The organism is Clostridium sp. FS41, from assembly GCF_000954015.1.
Classification (GTDB): Bacteria; Bacillota; Clostridia; order Lachnospirales; family Lachnospiraceae; genus Enterocloster; species Enterocloster citroniae.
In genome coordinates this window covers 25,519-38,587 of the sequence record NZ_JYHN01000092.1, presented here as the reverse complement: position 1 = coordinate 38,587, position 13,069 = coordinate 25,519, and the positions used below count along the sequence as shown (strand labels likewise).

The following is a 13,069-nucleotide window of genomic DNA, read 5'->3' as shown; positions in this document are numbered from 1 at the left end:
CCCCAGGCTCTGCCCGGTACCCATTTAGGACAAAGCACGCCCCATTTCGCGGGTTATTGGGGCCAAATTCAGTTAGCGTAGCCCACTACGCCGCCTTCATTTGGCCCCAATCCCACACAAACTGTGACGCACAGATGTCAGAAAGCAATTTTCAAACACACTCTAGACTAACAGATGACAGGAGTAAGGTTATGAGCAGATATATGCTTCCATATGGAGATAAGGGGATGGAAATTGAGGTTCCGGATAAAAACTTTTTATACTATGCAGAGCCGGTGACAAGCAGGGAGATACCGGATCAGGACAGGATCATCACAGAGGCATTTGGCCATCCCATTGGGACCGGGAGGCTGGAAGATATGGTTTGCCCGGAGCAGGAGATCGTGATCCTGCTGGACGATATCACCCGCCCTACCCCAAAGCGCATTCTTTTGCAGGAGGTTCTGCGCCGCCTTGAACATGCAGGCGTACCGGACAGCCGCATTACGCTGATCATGGCCCTGGGGACCCACCGTATCCTTACGGAGGATGAGATTGAAACCCACATTGGCATGGATATCATAAAACGGTTCCGTTTCCTGAATCTGGACTATAAGGACAGTTCCGTTTTCGTTGATCTGGGCAGAAGCAGGAACGGTACACCCATTCAGGTATACCGCCAGGTGGTGGAAGCCGGCTTTAAGATCGCCATTGGGAATATTGTTCCCCATATTGCGGCGGGCTGGGGAGGCGGCTGTAAGATGATCCAGCCGGGAGTCTGCAGCGAAAGGACAACAGAGATCACTCATCTGATGGCATGTACCCTTCAAAATGTATTGGAGTCCTGCGGTACTACGGACAATCTCTGCCGCCGTGAAATGGAGGAGATCACCGCCATGGTGGGTCTGGACTTTATTGTCAACACGGTAATGGATGAGGACAAGCATATCCTGGGATTGTTCTGCGGTCATTTTATTGAAGCGCACCGGGCCGGGGTTTTGCTGGCTGAACAGGTCATGTGCCCGGTGATCCCCCGGCGGGCCGACATTGTCATCGCCTCGGCTGCCCCGGCCGACATAGATTTCTGGCAGGGATGCAAGCCCTACATATTCTCGCACTTTGGCCTTAGGGACAACGGTGTGATCATCTTTGTCATAAGGGGAAAAGAGGGACTTTGCGGCAACGCTCCACAGCATGAGGCAACGCTGCGCAGATATGGGAGTACAGACTTTACGAAGATCAAACAGGAAGTTGATGCAGGCCGGATCACCGACCTTGTGGGCGCAAATGTTCCTCTTTTTATAGCCTCCGTGAGGGAGCGGGCAACGGTGCTCTGTGTTTCAGAGGGGTTTTCAGAGCAGGATATACGGGATATTGGTTTTATTCCCTGCAATACGGTTGAGGCTGCATTGGACCAGGCATTTGGGTATTTGGGGGCGGAGGCTTCCGTGGGCATCATTCCTTTTTGCGGGGAGACACTTGTCCGGTGTGCATGCTCAACAGAGCAGCAGCGGCCTGCTAAACAATGAAAGGAATAAAACAAAAAAACAAGCAGTTATCTGCTTGTTTTCGTATGACCTGACCGGGAATCGAACCCGGGTTTACGCCGTGAGAGGGCATCGTCTTAGCCGCTTGACCATCAGGCCTTATGATATTTGTTTTGCTTGTTTGCTGTACTCATCACCGACAGCTTGTTTATAATACCATATTGTTTTTAGTTTGTCCAGTACTTTTTGAAAAAATTTTATTTCTTTCTGGAATTTTCTGGGAAGTGTATTTGGACCGGCAACAGGGGAGGGATACCTGCTTTGTGCACCTGTTTTTGGACAGCGAAAAGACCAGTCGGGGAACTGGTCTTTTCAGGAGAAGGTATTTCGTTTCTTATGGGGTGTAGCAAAAACTATATAATGTATTGGGGGGGTTTACGCTAATTATAATAGCATATGACGCATAAAAAGTGTGCACAAAGTTTTCCCTGTATGAAAAATTAATCTATGCATTTTCACATGGGAAGGAAAAACTGACGAACCGTGACCGCGGTTTTCGACATTTTATTGTGCTCCTTTGAGTATCAGGGGGTTGTGGTCTGGCACAGCACAATGATCCGGTTGGGAGCTGTCTGCGGCGGAATGCTTTTGGTGGTTGCCGCATAATAGACCATCAGGTAATGGTCTCCGGGAGGGCAAAGGTAAGCCTGGCCGTTCAGGGTGGAGATGATGGTGGACTGGTACAGATTCAGCTGAAGGGAATTGTCAATTGCCGTAAGGCTGCTGTCAAAGTAAGCCAGGGTGATATCCTCCTCAGGTCTCAGTACGGCGATCATGTCTGCCCGGTACTGGGGCGGATAGATCAGGGGAACGGGGCGGGTGGAGTCATAGAAAGCCGCGATGCGCATTCCGGGCATGATACGCATGGTGTCTACCACAAACGTATCCTGGGTCATGATGATGTTGATCTGCTGGCCGTCCACGGTAATGGTGATGAACTGGCTGCAGCAGTCATTGTTGTAATTTGTGATATCGGTTATGACGCCTGTAACAGAAATGAGATTTTCGTAATTCATGGAAAATATCCTTTTTTATTTATCATATGCCGGAAAGGGATAAAAGTTATCCTGAAAAAGGAAAAGATGGGATAAAAGGAGGAGGCCGGTGAAGTTATCTTCACCGGCCGAGTATTATGAAAAAAAGTTTTATTAGCATTAACTCTTTACAATATTTAGTATATTGGAAAAATATGAGTAAAGTTTTATCATTCTGTAACAAATTTATGAACAGAATGTGAGAAGTTTGTGAATGAACGCGAAGGGTGAGTTGCGAATGGACGTTAAGAGCGTGAGGGTGAGCGTGGGGGAGCGCATGAGAGGGTGGCAGGAACCTTTGATCCATGATATTATAATGTATATAATGTAATAAATATAATGCAATAAAAGAATCCGCAGGAACATAAGTCTCTAAGCCTCGGAATAGCATTAGGAGGAAAAGGAGCCATGGAGCTTGGCCTTACAATACCACTGCAAACATACCTTAAGATAAAACAGCTGGAGGACAGGACACAGAAGGACTTGTTTTTCTGCTGGGAACTGCACCGTATCCAGCTTCAAAGCAGGGATACCCTTGTAGCGGTAAATTCCAGCAACCGCCTGGCCGTGGTGATGAGCGGCATGGACGGGGCGGCCTGGAGGGATTTTCCCTTAGTATTTACCCAGGGGCTGCGGCAGGTCCTGGGAGCGGAGGGATACAGATCCTGTCAGATAGAAGCATACCTCTCGCAGGCAGGCCCGTTAAAACTTACCAGGACCCATGGACGCCGTTCCGTGGCTGGGCTGAACAGGATGGATGACTGCCTTTGGAGTGTTCCGGTGCTGGTGGATGAAACCCGGCTTTTTCAGCAGGTGCACTGTATGGAAGCAAACAGGCAGAGATGCAGGATGGCAGGGCATGAGGGATATCAGGAGCCTTCCTATTGCTGGGAAATAGATATGGATGCCCGCCAATTGTTACATATTTGTTAATTATACCAATTCTACCTTGTAAATAGTAATGTTTGTGGTAGACTTGAAATATAAGTTAAATACAACAGAGAAAGGGGTAACACTATGAAATTTTATGTTTGCAGCCATTGCGGCAATATAATCGCATTTGTAAAGAGCAGCGGGGTCCCGGTTGTTTGCTGCGGTGAAAAGATGCAGGAACTGGAGCCCAATACCACGGATGCAGCGGTTGAAAAGCATGTCCCGGTTGTCCAGGTGGATGGTCAGAAGGTAACGGTCACCGTTGGTTCCACGGAGCACCCCATGCTTCCCGAGCATTACATAGAGTGGATTGCTCTTGCGACCAAGCAGGGCAATCAGAGAAAGGAACTGAAGCCAGGCCAGAAGCCTCAGGCAGAGTTTATGGTCTGTCCGGATGATGAGGTGGAGGCTGTGTATGCCTACTGTAATCTCCACGGACTGTGGAAGGCGTAGGATTTCCTTCCCGGTGATACGGGAAAACATCTGGATTGAGATGAATTGAGAAAAGGCGGCATATTCCGGATTGATACCAGTCCGGGGCATGGCCGCCTTTTGCGGTGTTCTCAGTCCGGGACAAACCTGTTCTGTCCCGCATATTATAGTACCATAGAAAGACGAGGTGATTATAATATGAAGATATGCTTAGATGCAGGCCACTATGGCAAATACAATCAGAGCCCGGCAGACAAGCGTTATTATGAGTCGGAAATGGTATGGAAGCTTCATCTCCTTCAAAAGAAGTATCTGGAAGCCTATGGCATAGAGGTGATCACAACCAGGGAGGAAAGGGATACGGACAGAGGGCTCTATGAGAGGGGGGCTGCCTCCAGGGGATGTGACCTGTTCTTGTCAGACCATTCTAATGCAGTGGGGGACAAGGTGAACAATTCAGTGGACTATCCTGCTGCCTACTGCGCGATCAACGGAAGTGCAGATGGGATCGGCATGGCCCTGGCCCAGTGTGTGGAAACCGTTCTGAACACGGACCAGCCGGCCCGTATCGAACACCGCAGAGGGCAGAACGGGGATTATTACGGCGTGCTCAGGGGAGCCACTGCGGTGGGGACCCCGGGCCTGATCCTGGAGAATTCCTTTCATACAAATGAGGAGATCGTCAGATGGCTGCTGAATGATGCCAATCTGGAACGACTTGCCAGTGCACAGGCAGATACCATTGCCCTGTATTACGGCATCACGGATCCCCTTAATAAGTCCGGATGGGTGGAGGAGAACGGAGGATGGAGATTCTACCTGGGCGATACAGGCAGGTATGTGGCAAATGACTGGTATAAGGACGGCGACAACTGGTACTGGTTTGACGGTGCGGGAATGATGATACACAATGACTGGAAAACCGGCTCTGACGGGAAATGGTACTATCTCCAGGAAACAGGGGCCATGGCCAGGGACCAGTGGGTGATCTGGAAGAATGAACTTTACCGCCTGAAGGATGACGGCAGCATGTTTGAGGGCTGCGTATGCCTTGAGACAGATGAGAAGGGAGCTATGAGGTTTCCTTTGATGGGCAGGAGATCGGATCCTGAGAAAATAGACTAGAAGTATTGTCCGGCGGTGGGAGAAGGAGTATAATAAAAGACACAGGGGGGCATTTATAGAATGTGCAAGCGGGATGCCCTATAAGAGGGGGTGCAGCATGGATCTAAGATGTTTCTCACAGCCGGACGAAAAGATTAAGCTGACATTTTATCCATGCAGTTCTGACATGGGACCGGGAGATCATTGTGATACCTGTATGGATACGCTGACCGTATTTAAGACAGATTATACCCAATTGCTTCTTCCGTATCTGAAGTCGGTCCTGCCGGAGTTTGATGTGTGCTGGGATAACAGGCTTGGCAGAGAGCAGTGGAATCATGTGATCCAGGCCATGGAGCAGGATATGGGGAAGATACAGTTTGATGATACGGTCTTTGACTTCTATACCAGATTTGCAGGCTGGATCACCGCGGCTTTGGAACTGGCGGAGGGCATTGCGGTGGAGGGGAATTTGTGAGAATAGACCTGTCCACATGGTTTCCCCAAGATATACACAGAGTTATCCACATTATCCACCGGGAATACAAGATGTTTCACCATATATTATGTGTTTATCTATATCTGGTGGTGGCTCGATTGTGGATAACTTAGAAGTTTCAAGTATGTCCTGGCCGAATGGTGCCATACACATGCTATGCCTAAGATGAGATGATAAAAACCGCCCCATACACATATCTGTTGGTATGGGGCGGTTTTTTATTTGTTATGGATGCTGCTCCACTGCCTGAAAGGCTTCCTCCAGGTCTTCCAGAATATCATCAATGTGTTCCGTACCAATGGAGAGGCGAATGGTTCCCGGGCGGATACCCTGTTCCAGCAGTTCCTCCTCGTTTAACTGGGAGTGGGTGGTGGATGCAGGATGGATGACAAGGGATTTCACATCCGCGACATTGGCCAGAAGGGAGAAAAGCTCCAGGTTATCAATAAACTCTCTGGCTTTTTGGGCGCCGCCTCTGATTTCAAATGTGAAAATAGAGCCGCCGCCATTGGGGAAATATTTTTTATACAGCGCCTGCTGGACCGGGTCATTGCTGACTGCAGGATGGTGGACGGCCTCCACCTGAGGATGGGAATTCAGGTAGTCCACGACTTTCAGCGCATTTACCACATGGCGCTCCACGCGCAGGGACAGAGATTCCAGCCCCTGCAGGAACAGGAACCCGTGGAAGGGGGACAGGGTGGCGCCCGTATCCCTTAAAAGGATGGCTCTGATCCTGGTTACAAATGCAGCAGCTCCCACGTCCTGGGCAAAGCGGATTCCGTGGTAGCTTGCATTGGCATCCGTAAGTCCCGGAAATTTGCCGGAGCCGACCCAGTCAAATTTCCCCCCGTCCACGATCACTCCGCCCACAGTGGTCCCGTGGCCGCCGATGAATTTGGTAGCGGAGTGGACAACGATATCCGCGCCGTATTCAATGGGACGCACAAGGTAAGGAGTGGCAAAGGTATTATCAATAACAAGGGGGATCTGATGGCGGTGGGCAATGTCAGCGATTGCCTCTATATCTGCAATATCCGAGTTGGGATTGCCCAGGGTCTCTATAAACACGGCCTTAGTGTTATCCCTTATGGCAAGTTCCAGCCCTTTTAAGTCAGCCGGGTCCACAAAGGTGGTGCCGACCCCGTATTCAGGAAAGGTGTGGGCCAGGTAATTATATGTACCCCCATAGATATGGCTGGATGCCACAAGATGGTCCCCGGCCCTTGTCAGGTTCTGGAAGGTGTAAGCCAGGGCTGCCGCGCCTGAGGCGGTTGCCAGAGCCGCCACGCCGCCTTCCAGGGCTGCCATTCTTGCCTCGAACACATCCAGGGTGGGATTGGTCAGCCTGCTGTAGATATTGCCTGCATCGCTGAGGTTAAAACGGGCTGCCCCATGATCACAGTTGTCAAACACATAGGATGATGTCTGGTAAATCGGTACGGCCCTTGCTCCTGTGGCGGGATCCGGCGTTTCCTGTCCTGCATGAAGCTGTGTTGTCTCAAATCTGAACTGTCTGTTTTCTCTCTTGCGTTTCTCTCCCATTTGATGTCCTCCATTCCATTCCTACTATTTCTGTAGGTTTAGTTGATAATAGCACGGTCTTTTTTTCCTGTCAAGACTTTGTTTCACTGCTTTGGTAAATTTTTATATTGTTCCCATCACAGCCCGGCTGACGGCGGAAGCAGGAAAAACGCGGGGAAGGCAGTGATCCTGTTTTTGGACAAAATAAAATGACCAGTCGGGGAACTGGTCATTTTAGGAGAAGGTATTTCGTTTCTTATGGGGTGTAGCAAAACTATATAATGTATTGGGGGGGTTTACATTAATTATAATAGCACAGGATGTAATAAAAGTCTGCACAAACATAAGGAAAGACAAGAGGCCTTTTTGTCTATTTTACACGCGTGATCTGGATGAACATGGAAATAGTATGGAAGTTTCATACTATAAACAGGGGAAACAGAGGATGTTTGCATATTATACAGATTGTTGCAGGTTGTCACAGGAATGTTCCGACCGGCATATGATAGCTTAGAGCATGTCTTAGTAATCTTAGTGAATGAGCAATGGCTTCCAACCTCAAAGAGGCGGGAGGCTTGATCGGAGGGAAAGATTCAAGGACGCCTAAGCGTCCTTGTGCGAGGCGCAGGTCATGCTATGCATGACATACTACATTGATGCGCCTCTGCAATCCGCCGGAGGCTTCATCTTGGAGGGAGATTGAGACTCCCGCCATATGAATGAGCAATGGCTTCCAACCTCAAAGAGGCGGGAGGCTTGATCGGAGGGAAAGATGAAATGTTTAAAAACAGGGTGGAAATGTGTGTGCAGGGATTTTCACAGGATTCATCTGGTGGACCGCTGCCTGATCGTTTTTATGGCCCTTCTGTTAATACAGTCAGCTTACAGCCTGGTCACCCGCAGCGGAGGGATCGGGCAGTCAAATGAAATTGATGTCATAGTGCGCACTTCGGCGGCCAGCATTTTCGGATATTTTCTCAGCGCCAATTTTATCAGGCGGGATCCTGAAAGGCCGGAGTTTAATGGGGAGTCCCTGGACCAGGAAGGGCCGGAATCAAACGGGCCGGAATCAAACGGACCGGATACGGTTAGCGGAAGGCTCCAGATTCTGATCGCAACAGTGATCGGAGTGTTTTGTTTAGTGACACTGATCTTGATGAGGGATTTGGGAGGAGGGTCAGACGCCGGATGGTCCGCAACCGCTGCGGCTACTATTATCCAGTTTCGGGATTTTGTGTCCGGGTGCGTGGGCTTTTTGATCGGCTGTCCCACATCCGGGAAACAATAGAGGGAATTAAGGAGTATTTGTGATGGCTCACCGCTTAAAGAGGCGGGAGCATTGATCGGAGGGAAAGATGAAGGACATTATATTGTGCCATCCCCGTCTGCAGGCGATGGCAGGAAGGCTGATAGAAGAGTGCGGCAGGCAGGGGCTGCAGATCAAGATAGGAGAGACGCTTCGCACCGTGGAGGAACAGGATGCTTTGTATGCCCAGGGCAGGACCAGACCGGGAAATATCGTGACCAATGCTCCCGGCAGCAGCTACAGCTCCTATCATCAGTGGGGGACGGCCTTTGATATTTACCGTAATGACGGGACAGGGGCCTACAATGACGCCGGCAGTTTTTTCAGCAAAGTGGGAGCCATAGGAGTATCCCTGGGGCTGGAGTGGGGCGGGAACTGGAAATCCATTGTGGACAAACCGCATTTTCAGCTGCCTGACTGGGGCAGCAGTACGGTTGGGATTAAAAAGCTTTACAAAAATCCGGAAGCGTTTATGAAGACATGGGCGGATAAAGAACGGTATGGGTGGATCAAAGACAGCAACGGCTGGTGGTACCGCAGAGCAGATGGGACTTACCCGGCTAACAAGTGGTGTGTCATTAACCACCACTGGTACCTGTTTAATAAGGATGGTTATATGTGCACCAGCTGGCACCGCTGGGACGGCAGGGTATGCAATCCGGAGGATGGCTCCGGGGACTGGTATTATTTTGACCCGACCCAGGACGGTGCCCAGGAGGGCGCCTGCTGGCACAGCAGGGAAAACGGGGCGCAGGAGATCTGGTATATAGATAAAACAGATGATATTTAGCAAGAACATGGTCCGGATTCCATCCGGTCAATGGTCCTAAGGCTTCCATCATGTTTTGACTGGTGAACCTTAGGACCTGCCACGTTATTCCTTTGCACATCCATCCTAAGGCCGGGTCCTCGTATTTAAAAGCTGTCCGTATACTTTTGCTTAAATGTAATGGGAGTCATTCCTTTTAGCTTTAAGAAGTTTCGCGTAAAAGTTTTTGGATTGTTATATCCCACCTCGTAGGCGGCCTCCAGCACTGTTTTGGCTGGGATCAGGAGCAATTCGCTGGCTTTGTTGACCCGGACCTGATTTAAGAATTCAGTAAAATTCTGCTCCACCTGGTAGATCAGCAGCTCGTTCATCTGAGGCACCGACAGGCCGAACTGATGGGCGATATCCTTGGCATTCAGATCGTCCGCATAATTCCGGTAAATATAGTTGATCACCGAATACACAGTGCGTGTTTCTTCAATCCGCAGGATATTCTGTACCTTTTGGTAAACCTTTCTGTAATCACTGATCTTTGAGCCTATACGGGCTGCAAATACTTTGGATATGTGCGATTCGTCTACATAACCAAGAAATTCTGACATCTCCTTTAACGTAAAATCCGTATACATAATAAAATTAATGGTTTTCCCGATTCGTATCTCATTGAGCAGATCAAAAAAGGAAAGTCCTGTGTTGCTGGTAAGGTAGGAACTGATGGTGGACGGGCTGCAGTTAAAAAGGGAAGACAATTTTTCCAGGGTCAGTTTTTCACTGCAGTGCAGATAGATATACCGCAGGATTTCCGTATAATCTGTGAGAATCTCATCAGGCTCGGTTTTCTGTTTCTGGGACAGGCGGATGTAATGGATCATCATTTGGACCAGGATACTGATCAGGTTTACATTGTGGAAGGAGTTCTGCGAGGAGCCGAGACAGAGTGAATCCGTGTTAAGCTCCCCGGAGAGGGCGTCCAACAGGTATTCGATCGTGTCATCCCTGGCGCTGAGGGAGACAACGGGGTGGTCCTCCATGGCGGTGAGGAAGGATTCCGTCTGGCCGTCCTCATTGCTGAATATCTTCACCGCCCGTGTAACGGCGTCATAGTTATAGGTGATCAGCTTGTATTGTAAAGGTTCATCAATCTGGACTACATCACTTATCTGCCATGGCAGTACAGAGACAAGGGTGTTGGGGCAAAGGGGATATGACTGGTTTTGTATCAGCAGTTTACCTGAACCGGAAGTGATGAGCCAGAAACGGGCATCCTGGTGGATCAGTGGAATGGGCTGTATGGTTGTATTATTAATCTCATAGCTGCAAAGCTTTCCGTTGAGCTGTGACCGAGCGGCTGGCTGCTTGATGGTTCTGGGTTTCATGAAATGCTCCTCCTTCGTGTAATGGCGGTGTTGAAAAAACATCTGACGCAAGGGTGACCCCGGCGGACATTTTTGACAACTTTTTTTGTATTTTACAGACCGCGGTCTGCATAAAAGTGTATAAACAATACACGCAATGAATATATATACATCCCCCTCACCGTTAAAAATGCATAACAATTACATGTTTTTAACAGGTAAATTGAATAATATTAACACTACAGACTGAAATACAGGATTTTTATATAGTAATGTCCAGATAAAATCTGTTTTTTTTATTAAAATAATACTATCAAAATATCTAATTTGCAAGGAGAAAAATATGGAGACAAGGGTCATTGAACAAACTATGTATAATTATTTCAAGTTAGTGGGAAAAACAGCCATTGTCACTGGCGCTGGAAACGGCATTGGGAGAGGGATCGCAAAGGTTTTGGCCGGACTTGGGGTAAATGTGGTTGCATGTGATATTGAAAAAGAAAATGTGGAAGATGTTGTGGAGGAGATCACATCCCAGGGGCTTTTTGCAGTGGCTGTTTACTGTGATGTAAGAAAATATGAGGACATACAGAACGTGATCCGGACAGCTGTAGATACATACGGAACCGTGGATATCCTTGTAAATGACGCAGCCGGCTGCGGCGGAGGCGTGACCATTGACGATATTACGGAGGAGGAGTGGATGCGCCTGATCGAACTGAACCTGAACAGTGTTTACCGCTTCACCATGTCCGTCCTGCCATTGATGAGGGCGAAAAAAAGCGGAAAGATCGTAAATATCAGTTCAGGGGCAGGAATTGTAGGAGACTTTTCAGATCCCCATTATGCCGCGGCAAAGGGGGGAGTGATCGCATTTTCCAAGGAGATCGCCCATGAAGTTGCCAAGGACCATATTAATGTGAACTGCGTTGCACCCGGGTTGGTGGATACAAGGATGGCCAGGATCAGGCCATGGGAAGATGAGATCGCCGACACCCTTTGGCACAGGGTGGGACAGCCCGAGGACATAGCCTACGCTGTGGCATATATGGCATCGGCTGCCAGCGATTATTGTACCGGACAGGTACTTTCGCCCAACGGCGGCGCCTGGATGCAGTAAGCGGTCCGTTGACCGGGCAGGCGGAATATGACGGTAGACTATCTGTTTTACAATATGATCGTGCTGACCATGGCGGATCCGGCCGGATGCGGTATCATACCCAATGGCGCCGTGGCGGTAAAAGGGGACAGGATTGCCGGTGTTGGTGAGAACGGGGAACTGATAAAGCATTACTCAGCCCACCGGTATATAGACGGGCGGGGAAAACTTCTGATGCCGGGGCTGGTGGATGCACATATGCACACGGGTGTCAGCATTTATAAAGGATTTGCCCAGGATACGAAAAACTGGATGAGCGATTGCGTTTTTCCGCTAAAGGGGGCCCTTTCAGCAGAATCCAGAAGGGCCGGTTCCATGGTCATGATAGCGGAGGCCATCAAGGCTGGCACCACAACAATGGTTGACAGCAATGAGGACATGCTTTTATTTGCGGATAACCATGTGCAGGCCGGAGTCAGGGCCCAATTGTCCCATACGGTCCATGGGCTGCCTCTTGGCCGGGCTGTGATTGGGGATGATGAGCTATATCCTCTGGAAGATGATTTAGAGCAGGAATCTCTAAAAAACTGCAGAACGCTGATCACAGAGTACCATGACAGCCATAATGGCCGCATTACCTGCGGATTATGTCCTCTGGGACTGGACCGTGTATCAAGGGAAACCCTACAGATTATGAAGGAAATGTCCGACAGGGAAGGGTTTCCCATTCATCTCCATCTGGCCTGCGGGGAGAGGGAGGTAAAGCAGATGCAGATGCGGTATGGAAAAAGGAGCATTTCCTTCCTCCATGAGCTGGGGCTGGTCAACCGCAGGCTGATCGCTGTTCACCTGTCAGTGGCGAGTGAAGATGAGATCCGGTTTCTGGCCGGACAGGGGGCAGGGATGGTGCTGTGTTCAGGAAGTGAGGCCATTGTGGACGGGAATGTTCCTCCTGCCTTTGAATTCAGCAGGTACAGCCCCCGCCTTGCCATTGGTTCAGACCAGACCTCAGGTGGTAATTCTTCCAATCTTTTTTATGAGATGAAGATCGGAGCCCTGCTCAATAAGTGCAGGTTTAAAGATCCCTCCCTGTTCCAGGCATGGAAGATGCTGAGGCTGGCTACCATAGACGGGGCAAGGGCAATGGGTATGGGCCATGTCATAGGATCCCTGGAGCCGGGAAAAAAGGCGGATATGATCATGTTGGATCTGGAAGTGCCCCAGATGACACCCCTTGTCTGGGATCCGGTGTCCAACCTGATTCCCAACCTGGTATATGCTGCCAACGGCAGCGAGGTACAGCTGTCCATGGTTGACGGAAGGATTATAATGGAGGACAGAATACTGTTAAGTATCGATGAAAAGAAGATTATACGGGAAGCGCAGCAGGAGGGAAGAAAACTCCTTGAACGGGCAGGTCATAAGCTTCTTGAGAAGAACAGCATGATACAAAAGCTGAAAAAGGAAAATAAATTGTAAGATGAGCAG

General features: G+C 49.4%; 12 protein-coding genes and 1 tRNA gene. 9 read left to right on the top strand and 4 right to left on the bottom strand.

Annotation, left to right across the window (positions count from 1 at the left end; all coding sequences use genetic code 11):
• The first annotated feature begins 191 nt into the window (after positions 1-191).
• Positions 192-1,508 (top strand): nickel-dependent lactate racemase, encoded by a 1,317-nt coding sequence (gene larA, locus CLFS41_RS27415; RefSeq protein WP_052665906.1) that lies wholly within the window; start codon positions 192-194, stop codon positions 1,506-1,508.
• 45 nt (positions 1,509-1,553) lie between these two features.
• Here the strand turns inward: larA and CLFS41_RS27410 are convergent.
• Both CLFS41_RS27410 and CLFS41_RS27405 read right to left on the bottom strand, forming a co-directional pair.
• Positions 1,554-1,625: transfer RNA gene (locus CLFS41_RS27410), tRNA-Glu, on the bottom strand.
• 425 nt (positions 1,626-2,050) lie between these two features.
• The gene (locus tag CLFS41_RS27405) at positions 2,051-2,542 is read right to left on the bottom strand and encodes a hypothetical protein (protein ID WP_007860389.1); all 492 of its coding nucleotides are present in this window, start codon (positions 2,540-2,542) and stop codon (positions 2,051-2,053) included.
• A gap of 426 nt (positions 2,543-2,968) precedes the next feature.
• Between CLFS41_RS27405 and CLFS41_RS27400 the strand changes: the two genes are divergently transcribed.
• The 4 genes from CLFS41_RS27400 (at position 2,969) to CLFS41_RS27385 (ending at position 5,507) form a co-directional block, all read left to right on the top strand.
• The gene (locus tag CLFS41_RS27400; protein ID WP_045094170.1) at positions 2,969-3,493 is read left to right on the top strand and encodes a hypothetical protein; all 525 of its coding nucleotides are present in this window, start codon (positions 2,969-2,971) and stop codon (positions 3,491-3,493) included.
• Positions 3,494-3,577: 84 nt separating this feature from the next.
• Complete coding sequence (locus tag CLFS41_RS27395) at positions 3,578-3,946, top strand: desulfoferrodoxin family protein (protein WP_007860386.1); 369 nt, start codon at positions 3,578-3,580, stop codon at positions 3,944-3,946.
• Positions 3,947-4,123: 177 nt separating this feature from the next.
• Positions 4,124-5,050, top strand: a complete 927-nt coding sequence (locus CLFS41_RS27390; RefSeq protein ID WP_045094169.1) for an N-acetylmuramoyl-L-alanine amidase — start codon at positions 4,124-4,126, stop codon at positions 5,048-5,050.
• Positions 5,051-5,147: 97 nt separating this feature from the next.
• Positions 5,148-5,507, top strand: coding sequence for a hypothetical protein (locus CLFS41_RS27385; protein WP_007860384.1), 360 nt, complete (start codon positions 5,148-5,150; stop codon positions 5,505-5,507).
• A gap of 246 nt (positions 5,508-5,753) precedes the next feature.
• Here the strand turns inward: CLFS41_RS27385 and CLFS41_RS27380 are convergent, their stop codons facing one another.
• The gene (locus CLFS41_RS27380; protein ID WP_007860383.1) at positions 5,754-7,073 is read right to left on the bottom strand and encodes an O-acetylhomoserine aminocarboxypropyltransferase/cysteine synthase family protein; all 1,320 of its coding nucleotides are present in this window, start codon (positions 7,071-7,073) and stop codon (positions 5,754-5,756) included.
• 751 nt (positions 7,074-7,824) lie between these two features.
• Between CLFS41_RS27380 and CLFS41_RS27375 the strand changes: the two genes are divergently transcribed.
• A complete protein-coding gene (locus CLFS41_RS27375; protein WP_045094168.1) occupies positions 7,825-8,340 on the top strand; it encodes a hypothetical protein in 516 nt (171 codons plus the stop codon).
• 67 nt (positions 8,341-8,407) lie between these two features.
• Positions 8,408-9,148, top strand: coding sequence for a M15 family metallopeptidase (locus tag CLFS41_RS27370; protein WP_007860380.1), 741 nt, complete (start codon positions 8,408-8,410; stop codon positions 9,146-9,148).
• A 125-nt stretch (positions 9,149-9,273) separates the two neighbouring features.
• Here the strand turns inward: CLFS41_RS27370 and CLFS41_RS27365 are convergent, their stop codons facing one another.
• Positions 9,274-10,503 carry a helix-turn-helix domain-containing protein gene (locus CLFS41_RS27365; RefSeq protein ID WP_045094167.1) on the bottom strand — a complete coding sequence of 410 codons (1,230 nt, stop codon included), beginning with the start codon at positions 10,501-10,503 and terminating at the stop codon, positions 9,274-9,276.
• A gap of 322 nt (positions 10,504-10,825) precedes the next feature.
• Between CLFS41_RS27365 and CLFS41_RS27360 the strand changes: the two genes are divergently transcribed.
• Complete coding sequence (locus tag CLFS41_RS27360) at positions 10,826-11,602, top strand: SDR family NAD(P)-dependent oxidoreductase (RefSeq protein WP_007860373.1); 777 nt, start codon at positions 10,826-10,828, stop codon at positions 11,600-11,602.
• Between the two features lie 27 nt (positions 11,603-11,629).
• A complete protein-coding gene (locus CLFS41_RS27355) occupies positions 11,630-13,060 on the top strand; it encodes an amidohydrolase family protein (RefSeq protein ID WP_007860372.1) in 1,431 nt (476 codons plus the stop codon).
• Positions 13,061-13,069: the final 9 nt, after the last annotated feature.